The organism is Nocardia wallacei (assembly GCF_029869545.1).
GTDB classification, from domain to species: domain Bacteria; phylum Actinomycetota; class Actinomycetes; order Mycobacteriales; family Mycobacteriaceae; genus Nocardia; species Nocardia wallacei_A.
On record NZ_JARWQD010000240.1, the window covers coordinates 29235 to 47017 of the forward strand.

The 17783-nt window shown below is 68.4% G+C and carries 14 protein-coding genes; 8 read left to right on the forward strand and 6 right to left on the reverse strand.

Annotated elements, in window-relative coordinates; all coding sequences use genetic code 11:
• Positions 1 to 72: 72 nt before the first annotated feature.
• On the reverse strand, positions 73 to 831 hold the full coding sequence (locus tag QH290_RS20305) for a GNAT family N-acetyltransferase (RefSeq protein ID WP_280267319.1): 759 nt from the start codon (positions 829 to 831) through the stop codon (positions 73 to 75).
• Between QH290_RS20305 and QH290_RS20310 the strand changes: the two genes are divergently transcribed.
• Positions 825 to 2159, forward strand: a complete 1335-nt coding sequence (locus QH290_RS20310) for a helix-turn-helix domain-containing protein (protein WP_280267318.1) — start codon at positions 825 to 827, stop codon at positions 2157 to 2159. The genes QH290_RS20305 and QH290_RS20310 overlap by 7 nt on opposite strands.
• Position 2160: 1 nt before the next feature.
• On the opposite strand, the gene QH290_RS20315 is transcribed toward QH290_RS20310, so the two are convergent.
• Entirely contained in the window at positions 2161 to 3315 is a 1155-nt protein-coding gene (locus QH290_RS20315; protein ID WP_280267317.1) for an LLM class flavin-dependent oxidoreductase, read from the reverse strand.
• A 270-nt stretch (positions 3316 to 3585) separates the two neighbouring features.
• Here QH290_RS20315 and QH290_RS20320 point away from each other — a divergent pair, with 270 nt between their 5' ends.
• The 7 genes from QH290_RS20320 to QH290_RS20350 are packed head-to-tail and all read left to right on the forward strand — an operon-like array spanning position 3586 to position 14213.
• Positions 3586 to 4626 carry a 3-oxoacyl-ACP synthase III family protein gene (locus tag QH290_RS20320; protein WP_280267316.1) on the forward strand — a complete coding sequence of 347 codons (1041 nt, stop codon included), beginning with the start codon at positions 3586 to 3588 and terminating at the stop codon, positions 4624 to 4626.
• The gene (locus QH290_RS20325) at positions 4626 to 5573 is read left to right on the forward strand and encodes an acyltransferase domain-containing protein (protein WP_280267315.1); all 948 of its coding nucleotides are present in this window, start codon (positions 4626 to 4628) and stop codon (positions 5571 to 5573) included. The genes QH290_RS20320 and QH290_RS20325 overlap by 1 nt, the downstream gene beginning before the upstream one ends.
• On the forward strand, positions 5570 to 7306 hold the full coding sequence (locus tag QH290_RS20330) for an acyl-CoA dehydrogenase family protein (RefSeq protein ID WP_280267313.1): 1737 nt from the start codon (positions 5570 to 5572) through the stop codon (positions 7304 to 7306). Before QH290_RS20325 ends, QH290_RS20330 begins: the two co-directional genes overlap by 4 nt.
• A gap of 14 nt (positions 7307 to 7320) precedes the next feature.
• On the forward strand, positions 7321 to 8628 hold the full coding sequence (locus QH290_RS20335) for an acyltransferase domain-containing protein (RefSeq protein ID WP_280267312.1): 1308 nt from the start codon (positions 7321 to 7323) through the stop codon (positions 8626 to 8628).
• On the forward strand, positions 8625 to 10910 hold the full coding sequence (locus QH290_RS20340) for an SDR family oxidoreductase (protein WP_280267311.1): 2286 nt from the start codon (positions 8625 to 8627) through the stop codon (positions 10908 to 10910). The genes QH290_RS20335 and QH290_RS20340 overlap by 4 nt, the downstream gene beginning before the upstream one ends.
• Positions 10792 to 12426, forward strand: coding sequence for a beta-ketoacyl synthase N-terminal-like domain-containing protein (locus tag QH290_RS20345; protein WP_280267344.1), 1635 nt, complete (start codon positions 10792 to 10794; stop codon positions 12424 to 12426). Before QH290_RS20340 ends, QH290_RS20345 begins: the two co-directional genes overlap by 119 nt.
• Complete coding sequence (locus QH290_RS20350) at positions 12393 to 14213, forward strand: SDR family NAD(P)-dependent oxidoreductase (protein ID WP_280267310.1); 1821 nt, start codon at positions 12393 to 12395, stop codon at positions 14211 to 14213. Before QH290_RS20345 ends, QH290_RS20350 begins: the two co-directional genes overlap by 34 nt.
• On the opposite strand, the gene QH290_RS20355 is transcribed toward QH290_RS20350, so the two are convergent.
• The 4 genes from QH290_RS20355 to QH290_RS20370 form a co-directional block, all read right to left on the reverse strand.
• Positions 14164 to 15387 carry a helix-turn-helix domain-containing protein gene (locus tag QH290_RS20355; protein WP_280267309.1) on the reverse strand — a complete coding sequence of 408 codons (1224 nt, stop codon included), beginning with the start codon at positions 15385 to 15387 and terminating at the stop codon, positions 14164 to 14166. The genes QH290_RS20350 and QH290_RS20355 overlap by 50 nt on opposite strands.
• A gap of 434 nt (positions 15388 to 15821) precedes the next feature.
• Positions 15822 to 15959: a hypothetical protein gene (locus QH290_RS20360; protein ID WP_280267308.1), complete on the reverse strand. Its 138-nt coding sequence runs from the start codon at positions 15957 to 15959 to the stop codon at positions 15822 to 15824.
• A gap of 78 nt (positions 15960 to 16037) precedes the next feature.
• The gene (locus tag QH290_RS20365) at positions 16038 to 16349 is read right to left on the reverse strand and encodes a recombinase family protein (RefSeq protein ID WP_280267307.1); all 312 of its coding nucleotides are present in this window, start codon (positions 16347 to 16349) and stop codon (positions 16038 to 16040) included.
• A gap of 213 nt (positions 16350 to 16562) precedes the next feature.
• Positions 16563 to 17654 (reverse strand): hypothetical protein, encoded by a 1092-nt coding sequence (locus tag QH290_RS20370; RefSeq protein WP_280267306.1) that lies wholly within the window; start codon positions 17652 to 17654, stop codon positions 16563 to 16565.
• Positions 17655 to 17783 lie beyond the last annotated feature (129 nt).

Here is a 17783-nt window from a genome sequence, read left to right on the forward strand (position 1 = left end):
CCAATCTTGAAACAAGTGGTTCCGCCAATCAGGACCTCTGCCATGCCGCGTTTCACGAACCGGGCAGGTTTTTCACGCCCACAAACATTCGGAGTTCCACTCCGGACACAGGCGCGCAACGGCATAGGAATTCACGATGCGACAGGACACCAGGGTGTAACCCTCGCTCATGAGACGCGACAGGTGCCGATACGCCGCGGCTTCCGCGGCGGGCTCGAATCCGCGGTTGCCGGTCGCCCCGACCGTCAGCAACACCGATCTCCCGTCGGGCTGCGGCGTGCCGATCGGCGGGGGCGCGCTTGGGGTACGCCACACGCCAAGTGGGGAACGCAGATCCCATTCGGCAAGGACCCGATGGGTCGACCAGGCCCGGCTGCCACCCTCGGTGCCGTACATATTGGCAACGAAACCCTTTGCCCGGGCACCGATTACATCAAGGTAGAAGTGGGCGTTGCGGACCTGCAGCGGATCGAAGGCCCAGCGCAGCCATCGCAGCCCGTGCTGACGGGCCACCTGCGCGATCCGCTGCATCATGGCACGCCCGATCCCGCGGCCCTGATGGTCCGCGCGCACCGCGATCAGTTGCATGTAGAGATAGGGGGATTCATTCGCGGGGAGACCTACGAAACCGTAGGAGACGGCGATCAAAGTACCCCCATGCGAGGCCCCCAGAACGAAACCCCCGTGTCGACTCAATCCCGCCAGCAATCTGTGAGCGACGGAGCATTGTTGGGCCGGTCTACCGAAAACCTGCTGATACAGGGCGATACCTTTGGCTATCTCGGCCGGGTCACGCAATTCGCGAATTTCGAACCCGGTTTCGGATGTCATGTCATGATCATAGAGGCACGGTTGCGCATCCCCCGTTCAGCGACACACACCGTCTTCGGCCAGCAAACTTCGAACGCACCGGACCGTATCCACTGGAGTCGGGAGGAAATGCCGTGCGCCCGCCCATACAGCTATCGATAGGTGAACGAATCGAAATGCGCCGGCGCCAGCGCGGCCTGTCCCGCAAGGTCGTCGCGAATCTGGTGGGACGAAGTGAGGAATGGCTGCGGCTGGTCGAGACAGGACAGCGCAAACTCGACAGCGCCGAGGCGATCGGCCGCCTCGCCGACGTCCTGCGCGTGGAGGATCTCTCCGAGCTCACCGGCTGGACCAATGCGGACTCGTGGTCGCGAGATCAGTTGCACGACGAAGAAATTCGGTCGCTCCGCGAGGTGATCATAGACCACCCCGCGGTCGAGACCTACGGGTGCGATGTCGGCGACTCCGATGCCGACACACTCGCCCGCGCCCTGGAGGACTGCCGCAGCGTGTGGAACAGTTCCGTACGACGATACTCACTGTTGTCGCGTCGCCTTCCGGACGTGTTGCGCGCCAGCCGTTTCCATCGCTGGAAGGCGCAGACCGAGGAGAGCGGCGTGCTGCTGGTGCGGGCGTACCACCTGACCCGTCAACTGCTCACCGGTCTCGGCGCACACGGTCTGGCAGGCACCGTCGCCGATCGTGCCATGGGTACCGCTGCCCAGACGCATAGCCCGCTGCTCGTTGCGGCGAGCGCCTGGCATGTCGGTACCGCGCTGCGGCACCTCGAATACCACAGAGAATGCGTCGATTACGCACTCGCTGCACGTCATCGACTCGCCGAACGCATGCCGACCGATCCCGACGAGCTGACCGTGTGGGGCGCCCTGCTGCTACTGGCCGCGTGTGGCGCGGCCGACAAACTCGACCACGTCCAAGCGGTCGCCCTCCTCGAGACCGCCGAGACGGCCGCACGGAAGCTGGGTTCCGATCACGATGTGGACGGGATACCGTTCGGCCCCACCGAGATCGGAATTGCCAAGGTCCAGATCGCACGCGCCGAGAACGACGCCGAGACCGCGATCCGGCTGGCCGCGCAGGTGGAGTTGCCCGACGACTATCTGCTAGAGCGCCGGATCGAACACTACATCGGTCTGGCCTCCGCCTACGTTGCCTGCGACGACGACGTCGGCGCGGCCTATGCGCTCATCAAGGCCGCCGACAGCTCCCCGGAGGATCTGCGCCGCGACTGGGACGCGCACCGAACCCTGCAATGGCTGATCCGGCGCGACAACCACGTCATCCGCACCGAGGTCTCCCGGCTCGTACAACTGGCCGAACTGACCTGACTCAGAGGGTCCGTAGAGCGCGAAGCGCCTTCGCGAAGGGGAGATTCGACAGCAGACCGGGTGCGGCGGCCGGATGGAAAGAACTCACGTTCACCAGCACCGCGTAGCGCAGCCCGTGATCGCGCCATTCCGCGACGCGGTCGCGGATTTCGGCCGGGGCGCCGACCACACAGTAGTCGCGGACCATCTCCGCGGTGACCTTCTCTGCGTAGGACAGCACGGTGTCGCGGTCCAACACGTGCGGCAGCAAATCCTGGATACCCGAAAAGCTGGGCCCCAGTGGGTGTTCCACGCCGTGACGCGACCATAGGTCGCCCGACATGCACAGCCCGAAGGCGCGCGCGCCGACCGATTCGACCGCCTCGTCGATATGCCCGCGAGTGGCACCGGTGATGACGAACAGCATCGCCGCGCCCAGCACCGACGTCGGATCGCGCCCGGCATCGGAGGCTGCGGTGCGCACCGCCTCGAGACCGCGACCGTATCCGGCGGCGGGCTGCGGAAATGCCGGGAACCAGGCGTCGGCGTAGCGGCCGACCGCACGCAGCATGCGCGGTCCGTGCGCGCCGATCCAGATTTGCGGGCGTGTCCCCTGGTACGGCGGTACCTCGAAGATCGCATCGCGCAGTGGGAAGTACCGCCCGTCCCGATTGACCGGTTCGCCGTTGGAATCCCACAGCAACCGAATGGTTTCCATCGCCTCCTCGAAGCGCGCCACCGGCGCGTCCCACCCGACGCCGTAGGGTTGGTTGTTCTCCCGCTCACCGGGCCCGATGCCCAGCACGGCCCGGCCACGGCTGAACAGGTGCAGGGTGGCCGCCGCCTGCGCGGTGACCGCTGGATTGCGCCGCCCAGCGTCGGTAACCCCGATGCCGAGCCGCAGCCGGCGCAGGTTGTTCTGCGCCGCAACGTATCCCAGTGTCGTCCAGGGGTCGTAGTGGGCGTTGGCGTGCGGGATCAGACCGGCCGCGCCGACCCGGCCCGGCTCCCAGATCGATCCGGGCAGCAGACCGATCAGATGGTCGGGCACGAACAGCGAATCCACACCCGCGGCAGTGGCCAGCCAGCGGTGGGTGCGCAGCGTGAGATCCGGCCTGATTCGTGAATACAGGCCGAGATCCAGTACGCCGGTGCGGAATCGGTCCTTCTTCCTCATGTGCTCTCCTTCCCGCCTCGCTCTCGCATCCGACGGTAGAACCGGATCTGGGCAACCGATCCAAGTCTTGTGGGACACGCTCGGGCGCACTCGATTTGGACCGTACGCACCAGCCGGAACGGGACCGCGGAACCGGTTCGCCGTTTCCGCCACTCCGGTACCGGCGGGTGGTCCAACAGACCGCCGAGCGCCGAAACCCATGCGGACGAGGGTGATTCACCACGGAACGCTCCTACCGTCGGAACATCCGCACACACCAGGAGGTTCGCCATGTCGCTACACGCCGCTGGAGCGAGAGACCCGGAAGCGGCCGATATCGGCATCGTCGGTACCGGCCGCTATGTACCGCCACGGGTGCGCACCAATGCCGAGGTCGCCGGGCCCGCCGGAGTCACCCCCGACTGGATCGCCGAACACACCGGGATCCGTCGACGTCACGTCCTCGAACGTGGCCAAGCCGCGTCGGATCTCGCCATCGAGGCGGTGCGCGCCGCACTGAGCTCGGCCGGGCTGTCGCCGAGCGATCTGGACCTGGTGATCCTGGCCACCTCGACGCCCGACGAACTCGGCCCGGCCACGGCCTGCCGGGTACAGGCGGAGTTGCAGGCGTGGGGCGCGGTGGCACTTGATGTGTCCGCCGCCTGTTCGGGGTGGCTGTTCGGCACGCGGGTAGCCGTGGATTGGTTGCGCGCGGGCACCGGTGAGCGCTACGCGGCCGTGGTGGGCGTAGAGGCCTATTCGCGGTTCCTGGACGCCTCCGATCGCGCGACCGCGGTACTGTTCGGCGACGGCGCCGGGGCGACCGTCCTCGGCCCGGTGCCGCCCGGGTCCGGGTTCGGCCGCATCGAGCTGGGCTCTGACGGCAGCCACGCCGGTGATGTTCTGATTCCCGGTGGTGGCAGCCGGATTCCGGCGAGCAGCGCCAGCCTGCGCGCCGGACGGCATCTGATTCACATGGACGGGCGCGCGGTGCGCGATTTCATCCTCGAGATCTTCCCCAAGGCGGCCGCCGACGCGCTGCGGCGCGCGGATCTGACAGCGGACGCGATCGATGTGATCGTGACCCACCAGCCCAATCCGGTGCTGTTGCGTAAGGCCTGTGCAGAGGCCGGACTCGATCCGGATCTACTGGTAATCGTCGGTGATCAGGTCGGCAACATCGGGGCAGGATCGATACCGTTCGCACTGGCCGAGGCGCACGGCACGGGTCGGCTGCGCTACGGCGATCGCGTGCTGGTCGTCGGATTCGGCGCGGGCGTCACCTGGGGCAGCACCGTACTCACCTGGGCACTCGACGGGGCGGAGGCGTGATGTCCCGGACCGTCTATCTCATACCCGGGCAGGGCGGCGATCCACGAGGTGCGCTGCGACCGCTGTACGCCGCCGACGCCGCGATCGCCGCGCGCATCGATGCCGTGCTCGACCGAATCGAAAGCACCGCATCGGGTTCGGCCGCGGGGCTGCGCGACGCGCTGCTCGGCGCCCAACCGGCCCGACTGCCGGCCGCGGGGCTGCCGCAGCTGGCCGCCTACGCGGTGTCGGTGGTGCTGGCCGATGTCCTCGCCGCGGCCGGAATCACCGCGGACGCGATCGTCGGGCAGAGCTTCGGTGAGATCGCCGCGCTGGTCTGCGCCGGTGTGTTCGACGTGGAGGACGGCACGCGCGCGGTGTGCGCGCTGAACGCCGCGTTCTCCGGCTTCGAAGGTCGCGGCGGCATGGTGCTCGTCGCGGCTTCCGAGGAGGAGACTCGCGTCCTGTTGGCCGGATCCGGCCATCCCGATCTCGTGCTGGCCTGTGTGAACACCCCGCACCAGACGATCGTCAGCGGACCGTCGGACGCCATCGAGGCGCTGTTCGCCCACGCCGCTCAGGGCCCGCGCCTGATCCGGCTGGCCGTCCCGTACGCCTCCCACCATCCGGGATTGACCGTCGTGGCAGAGCGGTTCCGGGCGGGGCTGCACGGAATTCCGCAGCGCCCGTTGCGGGTTCCGGTGCATTCACCCGTGCGGCGCCGCAGCTATTCCGACGGCGATGATCTTCACGAAGGCTTGGTCGACTGTGTGGTCGAACCGGTGTACCTGCCCGAAACGCTGATCCGGGTGGCCGCGGGCGGTCCGGTGCGCTTCGTAGAGGTCGGCGTCGGAGACACCCTGTGCCGCTGCGCCCGTGCGACCGTGCCGCACGCCGCGACTCTGGCGCCGCTGGACAGGGATCTGCCCTGGATCGTAGACATCGCGGCGACGGGAGTGAAGCGATGACCACCGAGCAGATCACGACCGCGCCCCCGACCGAACGGCCGTGGCTGCGCCGGGCGGTTCCCGCCGAATTCTTCGACTGGCCCGACGGTCTGGACCGCAGCGAGCGCATGGGCTTGGTCTACGCCCGCGCGCGGGCGGCCGGGCGGGCCGCTCCCCCGGCGGCGGAACTGCTCGCTGATCCCCCCGCCTTGTCGGCGCTGCTGGGCCGGGCCGCGGTCGCCGATCCGGACCTGTTCCACGTGCTGCTGGTGCACTACACCCTGGTGCTTGCCCCGATGGTGGCGGCCGGTGACCCCGGCCAGTGGCTGAGCGACCGACGCCGCGAGCTGGAGACGATGACCTGCTTCGGCGCGGCGTTGCTGACCGAGGGCGAGCGCAGCAACAGCCATCTGCATCCGCGCACCGAGGCCCGATTCGACCCGTTGGCACGGGAATTCCTGCTGCACACACCCGATGACGACGCGGTGAAATTCCCCAACAGCACCGGGCACCCCGAGATCGCCAAGACCGCGGCCGTCTACGCGCAGCTGATCGTGGACGGCGCCGAATGCGGCACCTATGTTTTCGTCGTCCCGGTACGCGGCGCGGACGGCGCGCCTACTACCGGGGTCGAGATCACGCCCGCGCCCGACACGTCGGCGCTGCCGTGCGACTTCGCCTCGGTGCGCTTCCGGCACAAGCGGATTCCGCTGGACTCCTGGCTCGCGGCCGGGGCCTCGATCGACGCGGACGGGGTGCTGCACGACCCGTCGGGGTCGACGGCTGCGCGGTTGACCCGCACGATGAGCGGTGTCGCACCGCAGGTGTGGCGCGGAGTCATCGCGGGGTGCGCGGCAACCGCACGGGCCTCGGCGCGAATCCTGTACCGGCGTAACGCGAACCGGCTCACAATGGGCCGCCTGGCGCCCGAGGCGCCGCTGCTGCGCTATCGCACCCAGCAGGAGGCGCTGCTCGAGGCGCTGGCGACGGCCCATGTGCTCGCCGTTGTCTCCCGGCATGCCGCGGGTGGTGACAATTCGGCGCCCGCTCGCGCGCAGGAGGCGACCTGGGCGCCGTGGACTGCGGTCGATCACGAATTACCACTGTTCAAGGCGATGGCCACCCGCGCCGCCCTGGACACGATCGGAATGTGCCGAGAACACTGCGGCGCCAACGGGTTCGTTACGACCGACCGGCTCAACGCCTACCACGGTTTCGTGCACTCCTACTGCTGCGCAGGCGGGGAGAACGGCCTGATTCTGCTCGACACCGCGCAGGCGATGGCCGACCCGGAGCTTTATCGGCCGCCGCATCCGGAACCTGATCCGGTGACTGCCGCCGATCTCGCCGTCCCCGAGGCCGGTGCGCGGCTGGCGCGCATGGCCGAACGGTATCTGCACCATCGGCTGATCACGAGTCTGGCGGAGGCCCGCTGCGGCGGTGCGGACGAGTTCACCGCCTGGAACGACAATCTCGCCCTCGCCCGCGCCGCGGCGACGGCTCATCTGGACCGCCTGATCACCGAGCTGCTGGTTCGCGAATACGCCAGCGCGGCTCCGGCGGTGGGCGCACTGCTGCGGCTGTATCTGCTGTCCTGGGTCGAACGCCGGGCGGGAGTGCTCGCCGACCAGCGCCTGACCCCGTCGCACCTCTACGACCACCTGTACCGACACCGCCGCGCCCTGTGCGACGAACTGCTTCCCCGGCTGCCGGACCTGGTGGCCGACAACGAGTTTCCCAGCCTCTACCGTTGAGGAGATCCGCGAGTATGCGTACCGCCTTCCTGTTCCCCGGCCAGGGCTCCTATCTGCCTGGGCTGTTGTCCGATCTGTTGCCCGACTTTCCGGACGCGCGCGCGACGCTGGATGACATCGACCGGACCTGCGCCGAATCCGGGCATCCCGCTGTCTCCCGGCTGCTGACCGACCCGCAGGCCCCGACGCTGGACGATCTGGTCGTTCAACGCTCGGCCGAGTTGGATCTCGCACTGGTCGCCGGAGCGTTGACGGTCGCGCGGATCCTGCGCGAGGCGACGTCCGGTCCCGATGTTGTCGTGGGTCACAGCGTCGGGGAGATATCCGCGCTGGCGATCGCGGGTGCGCTGACAGTCACCGACGCCGTGCGCGTGGTGGCGGCCCGAACCGCGGCACTGCGCGGACCGACGGCCCCGGCAGGCGGTATGACCGCGGTATCGGTCGGGGAGCGGCGCGCGGAACATCTTGTCGGGCTGATCGATTCGCCGAGCCTGGTGCTGGCCACCGACAACGGGCCGGATCAGTGCGTGGTGTCCGGCACCGAGGCCGACCTCGCGGCGGTGCGGCGGGTCGCCGAGGCGGCCGAGGTGCGGTCGGTTCGGCTGCGGGCGGCCGCGCCGTTCCACAATCCGATGCTGCGGGACGCGGCGACCGCGCTGGCCCGCACCTGCGCCGAGATTCCGATGTCAGCACCGGCGCTGCCGGTCTATTCACCTATCCTGGGCCGCTACGTGCGTACCACCGAGGATGTCCGCGCGGTGGTGGATCGCCATCTCCTGCAACCGGTCCGATTCTACGACGCACTGTTACGCCTGCATCACGATGGGGTGCGCCGCTATGTAGAGTCCGGCGGCCGGGAGATCCTCGCCGGTCTGGTCCGTACCGGACTACCTGCCGGGGTGCAGACCGTGGCGCCACTTCGGCAGCGCTGCACGTCGGCGGAATTCCGGGCACAACTGGGCGCTACGGCACCCGAGCCCGATCCCGCGCGGGTCGCCCCCGCCGCCCACGTCCGTGCGGCCCGGCCGGAATCACCCGCCGCTCCGGAGAACCTGATCGGACGGCTGCGCACGGTCTACGCGGAGGTGCTGGGCTATCCGGCCGAACTGCTCGACGACGACGTCGATCTCGAGGCCGATCTCGGCATCGACTCGATCAAGCAGATCGAGGCGTTCCGGACCGCACGTCAGCGTCTCGGCATCGCCGAGCCGCCGCCCGATCTCCGGATCACCTCCTACACCACCCTCGTCGAACTGGCCGAGGTACTGCGCGATCTCGCCGACGGCAACGGCCACCGCCGGACTACGGAGGTGGGGCGGTGACGGGCGAGCTGGCGAACAAGGTCGCACTGGTCACCGGCGGCGGGAAGGGGGTGGGCCGGGCAATCGCGCTGCGCTTGGCCGCCGAGGGCGCGCACATCATCGTGAACTGGTTCCACTCCGAGGACGCCGCCCGCACGACCCTGGCCGAGATCACGGCGGGCGGCGGCAGCGGTGAGCTGCTACGCGGTTCGGTGGCCGACGAGACCGCGGTGCGCGCGATGTTCGACGCGGTGGCCGAGCGCCACGGCGGGCTGGACATTCTGGTGAACAACGCTGCCCGTGGCACCCTGGCACCGTTGTCATCGCTGCGCGAGAGCGACTGGCACAAGGCGCTGTCGGTCAATCTGCACGGCAGCCGCCGCTGTGCGCTGTCCGCCGCGCCGCTCATGGCTGGTCGGCGCGGTTCGATCGTGAACGTCTCCTCGATCGGCGCGGGACGGGTCATCGCCAACTACGCGGCGGTCGGAGTTAGCAAGGCGGCACTCGAGGCGCTCACCCGCTATCTCGCGGTGGAGTTCGCGGCGCAGGGCATTCGGGTGAACACGGCCTCCGCCGGGCTGATCGATAACCAGACCGTGAGCCTGTTCCCCGACAGCAACCGGTTCCGCGACGTGGTCACGGCCGCCACGCCGATGGCCCGGCTGGCGACCGAGGAGGATCTGACGGATCTGGTGCTGTTTCTGGCCTCGGATCGCTCCGCGTTCCTCACCGGACAGCTGCTGCTCGCCGACGGCGGGCTCTCCCTCGGATCGGCGAGCCTGACACCACATCCGGGCGGACGCACCGGCGCGGCGCGCATCGGCCCAACGCCGGTGGACGTCATCGAACCACAGGCCCCCGCACCGGTCGCGCCCGAGCCGGACGCCGGGCCGCTGGTCGCGATCGTCGGGACCGGCCTGACCATCCCCGGAGCCAGCGATCCCGACGAATTCTGGCGACTGCTGGTCGAACCGGCCACCCTGTTCACCGAACCCGGTGAACGCTTCGACCTGGAGCACTTCTACTCCCCCGACCCCGACGCCGAGGACCGCACGTACTGCCGCGTCGGCGGGCACATCCACGACTTCCGCCCACATCCGGCACTGGCGGCCGAACTGCGATCCGGTCAGCGCCCCGCCGACGAGGCCACGATGTGGTTGCGGCACAGCCTATTACAGGCCCGCGACCGGGTGCGCGTCCGCGACGACGATCGCTGCGGCGTCTACATCGGCGCGTGGCCGGGCGGCAGCCAGAGCCTCGCCGAACATCTCGTCACCGAACATCTCGTCACCGCGCTCGATGCTACGGACGACGGCGCAGCCGAACGTCTGCGAGAAGTGCTGGCCAGACGCTATCCTCGTGCTCGTTCCGGCGAGCCCGTGGTGCCCGCAGCGATGGTACGCGCCGCGCTGGCCGGGGTCGTCACCGGCGCCACCGAAGCGATCGTCATCGACACCGCCTGCGCCTCTGCACTGTACGCCCTCGACGTCGGCGCCAAGGCGCTGCTGGCGGGCGACTGCGATATCGCCTACTGCGGCGGCGTCGAGGCGCTGCATCCAACCGTCGGAGTGATGTTCGCCAAGCTCGGCGGCCTGTCCCGCAGCGGCGCGGTCCGCTCCTTCGACCAGGACGCCGACGGCACGCTGTTCAGCGACGGTGCGGCGGTGGTCGCGCTGAAACTGCTCGCCCGCGCCCAGGCCGACGGCGACGAAATCCTCGGCGTGCTGGCCGGATTCGGTGCGGCCGCCGACGGGCGCGGCAAGTCGATCGCGGCCCCCAACCCGGTGGGTCTGCGGTTGGCCATCGAACGCGCACGGGCGGTCAATGGCATCACCGCGGATCGGATCGACTGGATGATCGCGCACGCCACCGGCACCTCCGCGGGTGATCGGACGGAGCTTCGGACCCTTGCGGCGCTGGCTCCGGAGCGCGGTTATCCGTGCAGCTCCAACAAGGCCGTCGTCGGCCACACCGGCTGGGCGGCAGGCATGGTCTCTGTCATCCACGCGGTACTCGCGCTGCGCGCGCAGCGAATCCCGGGCCAGCACGACTTCACCGCGCTGCCGGAGGACACGCATGACGAACGGGTACGGATCACCGCGAGCGGCACAGAGTTGCCCGCCGGTAAGGATCACGCTCGGACCGTGGGCATCTCCTCCTACGGTTTCGGCGGGACCAATGCCCATCTTGTTGCTCACCGATCGCGCCGACGACACCGCCCGCCGCTCGGCACTCCCGGTCACCGACGACGACCTGGTCGTGGTCGGCTGGAGTGCCCACCTGCCCGGCGATGCCGACCATGACCGCATTCGGGATTGGTTGCGCGGCCACGGAGACGCGCCCCCACATCGGTTCTCCCGGCCGTACCCCGCGCCGAACCCGGGTGAGATCCGTCTGACCCCCAAGACCATCGCGACCGTCGATCCCTGCCATCTGATGGCCATCCAGGCCGCCGATGCGTTCGCGCGTGAGCACGGCGAGCTGTGGGCCGAGGTGCGGGAGAAGACCGGAGTGATCACCGCACACGCCGGGGTGCCCCGCGCGCTGGCCGATACCGTGCTGCGCACCCACATCGACAACGTGCGCGGCGCGGTGCGCGAATCCGATTCCGCCGCAACGCTGTCGCCACTCGTGGAGCAAGTACTCGCGAAGGTTCGCGAGCGGGTGCCACCCTGCAACGAGGACACATACGCCGGAACCATGACCAATGTGATCGGCTCGCGGATCACCAGCCGCTGCGATCTGCGCGGTGTGAGCATGGCACTCGACGCCGGAGATGCCTCGGGCGCGGCGGCCGTGCACACTGCCCGGCGCTATCTGCTCACCGGCGAACTCGAACTGGCGCTGGTGCTCGCGGTCAACGGAAACTCCGAGCCCGAACTCGCTGCGATCCTCGACCGCCCGTGCGAGTCACTGGCGGAGGGGGCCTTCCTGATCGGTCTGGCCACGGCCGAGCGCGCTCGCGCGTATGGCTGGCCGATCCGCGCCCGGTTGCGCTTCACCGCGCGCTCCGAATCCTCGACCGCTCCGGCACCGTCCACGGATCGCGACTATCTCGCCGCCGCGGACGCGGTAGCGCTGATACGCGCTGTGGAATCGGCCGAGCGCACCACCACCCTCACGCTGGACAGCCGCGTCAGCGTCGATGTCCTGCCACAGCGCGCCGAGGACGGTACCCCATCATCGGTGCTGCGGTACGTCCCCGCTGTCACCGAAGCGAACGCGCCCACGCCGCACGCGTTGTCGGCCGCGGTGCCGCCCGGTGGCATCGTGCTGGTGGATTCCGTGCGGACAGCCCAGCTGCTCGAGGACCGGCTGCGCGGCACGACGGTGCTGGTGGCCGGTATCGATGATCCGGAGGATCCCGTGGTGCGCGAACGGATCGATCGGGCCCGGCCGGCGTTGACCGTCATCTGCGCGCCCGGACCAGCCGCCGAGGTCGTCGATGATGCCCGGTTGCGCACGCATGAGCTGACCTTTGCCGTCGCCCGGCTGCTGTGGCCGCGCTGGAGCGAGGACAGCTCGCTGGCGGTGCTGCTGCCCGGCCAGCCCGCGGCCCGCCCGCATCCGTTCGCCGGACTGTTCACCGGCTTCGTCAAGAGCCTGTCCTGGGAACGCCCGGCGGCATCTATCTTCGCGGTCCTCACCGACGCGGGACCCGCCGCCGCCTCGCGGCACTGGCATCCGAGCGGAACGTCACCGAAGCCGGTTCGGTCGTCCGCTATCGTTACGGCCGCCGCTACCGCGAAATCCTCACGCCCGCCCCGATTTCCGCCGATCCAGGCGTGCTGTCGATCTCCGACGATTCGGTGCTGGTGATCTCCGGCGGGGGCGGCGGGCTGCCGACCGCGGTCCTGCGCGCACTGAGCGAACAAGCCCGGCCGACGGTCTGGCTGCTCGCTCGCACCGAACCGGCCGAACTCACCGATCCGCCACCGGAACTGCCGCTCGAACGTCGCCGGGCCATTCTGCTCGAACGTATCCGGGAACGGGCCGGGACGTCCTCAGTCCAGTCTATGGTGGACGAGGCCGACCACGTGCTGAAAGCCGATGCCGCGCACCGGATCCACCGCGATCTCGAGACTCGGCTCGGTGCCGGTCGGGTGCATCACCTCGGCTGCGATCTGCTCGACCCTGCCGCGGTGACGGCCGCGATCGACACCGTCTTTGCCGTCGAGGGCCGGGTGGATGTGGTCGTGCACGCGGCGGGCATCTCCGCACCCGCCTCGCTGGAGCGCAAGACCCCCGAGGTATTCCGGGCGGTACGCGACACCAAGGTGGTCGGCTATCGGAATCTGAAGGCCGCGTTCGCCGATCGGCCCCCGGCCCGGTGGTGCAATATCGGTTCGGTGGCCGGTGCGGTCGGCCTGCCCGGCGATACCGATTACGCGAGCGGCAACGATTTCCTGGCCGCCTGCGCCGGGCCGGGCGAGACGACCCTGGCGTTCCCGCTGTGGGACGGCACGGGACTCGGCTCGGACGCGGTCAGCCGCAGCTTTCTGGTGCGGCAGGGCCGCCTCAGTACCATCTCCCCCGCCTACGGCACCGCGAGCCTTCTTGCCGAGCTGGGTCAGGGTGGCGGTTACGCGGCCCTGCTCGGCGACAACGAACGCGGGGTGCTCGGCCGACAGCGGCCGTGGGCGCTCGCCGGATCGGACGATCCGGCGCCCCGGACGGACATCTATTTGTCACAGCGAGTGGCACACGATCGGAAGCAGACGATCTGGCGCTGCGACTTCGATGCCGACCGTGATCGCTTCCTACACGACCATCTGGTCGACCAGCGGCCGACCGTGCCCGGCACCATGTTGCTGGAACTGGCCGCGCGCGCCGCTCGGCAGCTGGCACCCGACGCTATCGTGCGCGGGTTCCGCAACGCGCGCTTCGAAGCCTTCGTCCGCCCGTTCTCCGGTCGGCGCCCGTCCTCGTTGCGGATCTCCGGGGCGCGCGTGCCCGCCGCCGACACGCTGGACACCATCGTGGCTGTCGACGTGGCCTCTGAACTCGCACCCATCGAGGACGGCGGCGACCGCCTGCGCCGACACTTCCGGACCGAAGTCGTGCTCACCGCGCCCGACCGCTGGATCGAACCGCCTCGCCGCGCGGTACCCGAACCGCCAGGCGGGCCGGTCGCCGATCCCTACCGGCATCCCGACTCACCCGTGCGACTGAGTGGAATCTTCGCCGGGGTTGCGTCGGGCCGGGCCGGTGACGGCCGCGCGGCGGCGATCTGGTCGCTCCCGGCGGAAGCCCGCGGGCTGCTGCCGGACCCGACGATTCCGTGGCCACTGCTCGACTCGGTGCTGCGGATGTACACGATGGCCGTATCCGGCGGGGACGAGTGCAGCATCTTCGTCCCGCGCGCCATCGATCGGCTCGATCTGTATGCGACCGATACCGATGAGAGCGCCCGAGTCGGCGGTTCGGTACTGCTGTTCGCTGATACCGCCGCCGACGGGTTGTATCAGGCTATCGGGCCGGACGGCACCGTCCTGGCCGAGATCTCCGGCCTCACCATGGCGGCCATCGGTACCGTGCGGTCGGATCCGCACGAGATCACCGGGCGTACACCAGATCCGACAGCTTCGTCACCTCGGGCCGGATGAGCGGATTGTCGCAGTCGCGCAGATAGCGAAGACAGCGCTGCGCCCCGGCGTGGTGGCGCACATCCTCCGGCGAGATGGCCGTCGCCTTGTTCAGCATGAAGGCGGTGGCCACCTCGTCGTCGCGCGCACAGTACGCGCAGGCCAAGTGGATGTGGTGGCGGACCTGGTAGCCGATCGGATAGTCGTCCGGAATCTCCACCTCAGCGGCCAACCGCAGCGCCTGGGCGGGATCGTTGCAGTCCAGCGCGATTTCGACCCGGGTGGTACCGAACTGCACGGGGCCGAACGGAATTCCGAACGCGAACGTGTCGGTGGTCGATTCGGCGGCCACGCGCTCGGCAAGCCCGAGCAGTCGCGCGGATTCGGCAGGATCGCGCGCACCGATGGCCGCGCGTGCTGCTACCAGATGCAGTGCGCCCCACAGCGTGCGCTGCTCGGTGTCGGCCGCCGAGCCACCGCCCAGGCGGCCCGCGGCCGAAAGCGCGTAGTCATGCGCCTCCTGAGGGTGGCCCAGTCCCGCGAACGCATGGCTGAGATGCCACGCACTCGCGGCCACCAGCGCGCGGTTGTGAACCTGGGCCGAGGTACCCATCGCGCGGTCGGCCACCACCGCAGCAAGCCGGTGATCGCCGGATGCGGTCGCCAGCCGCCGCGCCAGATGGTAGGCCCAGATCAGCAATCCGGCCGTCGCCGCATCGCGCCGCTGCCAGCGAATCAGCCGACTCGCGGTGAGCGTCCGTGGCAGGTGTTGGGCGAGTACGGAATACCGGCGCGGCGAACTCGCCCAGGCGCGGTTGCACAGCCGCAACGCCGCGGCGGCCCATTCGGGGTCGATCTGCTCGAAATCCTGCTGTCTGTGGTAGACCCGCAGGGCAGGATGATCGATCACCGCCCGGCGCAGCACGGCGAGTTCGGCGATGCCACGGTGACCCTTCTCCTTCGACCAAGGGGGCCGGTCAACCAGTTCGCCGGGATCGGCGATGTCGAGCACACGCGCCAATCGGGTGATGGTCTCGATACTGTCGAGCCGACGCCGCCCGGTCTCGACTGTGCGCAACCATTCCTCGCTGCGCCCCACCAACTCCGCGACCACCTTGCGAGACAGCCCGCGCCGACGGCGCGACATCTCCAACCGCTCACCGACTGTGAACCGTCCCGAATTCACCATATACATGCCCATACTCCGGTTTGGCGTAACCTGAGATCTTGCATACTGCTGAACGAAATCCCCCAAGCGCGGCGGGCTCTCCAATTGTCCCAGCGATCCCGCGTTCGGGCACGTTGCGGACGCTCCGGTCTGTTCGAGTCCTCGAGGCTGGGCCAGTCGGTGAAATTCGCCTACACCAGCTCGCCGAGCGCTCGACCTTCCCGTTCAGCCGTGGCGCGCGGGGCTTGATGTAGACGTGGCCGATGCCGGATATGGCGTGAGGCCCGGTAGTAGTCGCCGAAAATCAAGGAAGTTCGCGTAGTTACTGGTCAGACCCGGTACGGCGGAACTATGGGGCCGTCTCGTTGCGGGGTCCCGGACTGGTGCGACAACAACGAAGTTGCCCTGACCAGCGGCGATGGCAGGGTTCGGGTTTGCCGGGTAGGTAAGTGCCGTGACTGCTATGCCCGTGGCGCGGTGGCGTTGACGATGTGGTGGATGGTGGAGCGGCCGACGCTGTATTCCTGGGCGAGGTCGGCCAGGCCCGCGTTATCGTCGGGGTCGTGGTAGCGGCGGTGGATCGTTCTCCGTGCTGCCAAAAGGTAGATTCGGCTGTTTGCCTTTGAGGCGACTTTTTGCGCGGGCCATGGCCATGCCCTCGCGGGTGCGTAGGTGTTTCAAGTTGGCCTCGAATTCGGCGACCATGGCGAGGGTTGCAGGCAGAGCTCGCCGAACGCATCGGCCCAGTCGTAGATCTGGCTGCCGAGCCCGAACAACACGTCGCGCTCGCGCAGGGTGGTCAGGATATCGTCGGCCTCGGCCATGTTGCGCGCGAACGGATCGAACTTCGTGGTGGTCAGCGCCACCTGTCGCCCGGTGACGGCCGCGGCGGCGGAAGTGACCGCGGTGAGCGCGTTGTCCAGGCCGGTGCGGTTGCGGCGGGTGGTGCCGGAGAATCCCTTGTCGATGAAGATCCGCTCGCGTGGCACCGCGAGTTGCTCGGTTTGGATCTCGACGTCTTGTTAGTCGGTGGAACAGCGCACGTATCCGACGCGGAAGGGCTCGATCACCGTGCGATCGTTCCATATGACGGGGTTTCACCGGAACACCTTACGGAACACCGTGGCCAGGGCCTGAGTACCGCGGCTGTGGTGTTCCGTTGGCCGATCGGCCTACGGAACAGCTACGCAGCAACACCGTTCCTACTTTGCCGGCAAACTCAGGTAACCACGTGGAGGCGACAGGCGTAGCGCCGAGCGCATCAAAATGTCCAATTCCTTGCCCAGTTCGCTGACATCGAACCGATCCTCGAAGAGCACTGCTACCTCACCGACAGCCAGTTCGGGCGACGAACACAAGACGGTGTCGAAGCCGTTGCCTGTCAACCACAGCATCGATGTCGAGTCGACGACATCCTCGCGGTTCCAGTCGGGGATGGCACCCAACCAACCCGCCCATGTTGCGAAAGTCGACATATACGACGGCTGGGCAAGGCCGTAGGATTCGCCGTCGAGCATGGTGAACCCAGGGTGCACATCAGTGAGAAACCGATGAACCGCCGGTGGCAGCGTCTCCCAGAACGGTGGCGTCGGTCCGGTGAATGTGTGCGGATCCCATCCCACCCATACCACCGTGTTGCCGTCGGCGTCTTCGACGAAGTAGAGCAGAGCCTGACCCTCCGAGTGCCATCGGCAGACGTGCACGTCGCGTAGTCTGGCATGCAGTTCGGAGGCGAAATCCGGCACCAGATCCAGGAAGTCGGTATTCCAGCGTCGCAGCGCCAACCATACCCGCTCCTCACGATCGCATGCCGTGACGATCTCGTGGAACGGTGCTGTCGCATGGGCGTCCGGCACGTCGAACATGAACACAATCGGGCCGTCGCCGCGATCGCCACCCAACAGTTCCTCGAGTTTGTGCGTGCCCGAGACCATCGATGGGGCACCGAATTCGAGCTGGTCGAGCAACTGCGAGTCGCCCGCGGCGGCCGATGAAACTGCGCGGTGCAGGTCCGATCGCACCCGGTTCTCCAACTGCACCTGCTCGGCCTGGTAGTCCGGGTCGATCCCTGTCAGCATTGCGGCACTGCGGCCGCGTTGCATCCAGTACACCGGCCGTGACACCCACTGCATGTTTGCTGGCGTGTGGGACACATGCCACATCTGCTCCGGCGTGAGAATGGTGAATCCCGGGATCTGCATGAGCTCCGACAGCGGGATGATGCGCGCCGCAACGACTGCGGAGTCGAACTTGCCCGGGCCGATCATCCCCCCGTACCGCAACTTCCCCTGCATAAAACCTCGAACCTTTCTCCGACTGACAGAGTCACAACGGAAGGTTGCCAAGATGGCCCGAACGCGCCGCGTCAACCGCTGCTCGCCGCCCATCGTGGCAGCACCCGACACTTATTCCTGAGCGATCTT